The sequence below is a fragment of the Catellatospora sp. NPDC049133 genome (genome assembly GCF_040648455.1).
Classification (GTDB): Bacteria; Actinomycetota; Actinomycetes; order Mycobacteriales; family Micromonosporaceae; genus Catellatospora; species Catellatospora aurea.
Genome location: NZ_JBEZDT010000008.1, coordinates 273273 through 274013, shown reverse-complemented (window position 1 = coordinate 274013; position 741 = coordinate 273273). Strand labels below are relative to the sequence as shown.

The window sequence follows — 741 nt, the reverse complement described above, 5'->3', positions numbered from 1 at the left end:
GCCCCGGCGACCGGTATCGACGCCTACGTGTGGGTCAAGCCCCCGGGTGAGTCCGACGGCTCCTCGTCGCTGATCCCGAACAACGAGGGCAAGGGCTTCGACCGGATGTGCGACCCGACCTACACCGGCAACCAGCTCAACGGCAACAACCTGACCGGTGCCCTGGCCAACGCCCCGATCTCGGGCGCGTGGTTCCCGGCCCAGTTCGCCGAGCTGATGGCCAACGCCTACCCGCCGCTCTCCTGACCGACGGCTGATCCAGGGGCATCCTTCGCGAGAAGTTCGCGGGGGATGCCCCTCGCCGGTTTGTCGATCGATGGTTGCGGATGGTCGAAGCGTGCGTGGTGGCAAGTTTTGCCATGTATCGTTCGAAGCAGCGCATGGACAAAATGGTCGGTCTCGTAATGAACGGCTGAAATGGTATATATCGGACAAGTAGTGGAAGCGTCGTCTCGCGATCGGACGGCCGATCACGAGGATCTCGATTCGGGCGACCGCAGGTGGTGCAAGCGTCGGCCATGCCGCCAATCGACCCTCCTGAAGTGACTGTTGTCGCGCAAGTAAGTGATGCGAGATCGACGCGCTATAAATCGGACTTACATGCACAATAATCCACAAAAGAGCGGCGGGGGGGGGGGGGGGGGGGGCGGGCCCCCCCCGGGGGGGGGCGGGGGGGCGGCCGCGGCCCCGCCCCCCACCGACCAACACCCCCCCCCCCCCCCCCCCCCACCCCCACCCCCG

At 66.4% G+C, this 741-nt stretch carries 1 protein-coding gene; it reads left to right on the top strand.

All coding sequences use genetic code 11. From position 1 onward, the window contains the following. On the top strand, positions 1-246 hold a 246-nt coding region (locus AB0B35_RS11990; protein ID WP_361043877.1), incomplete at its 5' end, for a glycoside hydrolase family 6 protein. Between the last annotated feature and the right edge of the window lie 495 nt (positions 247-741).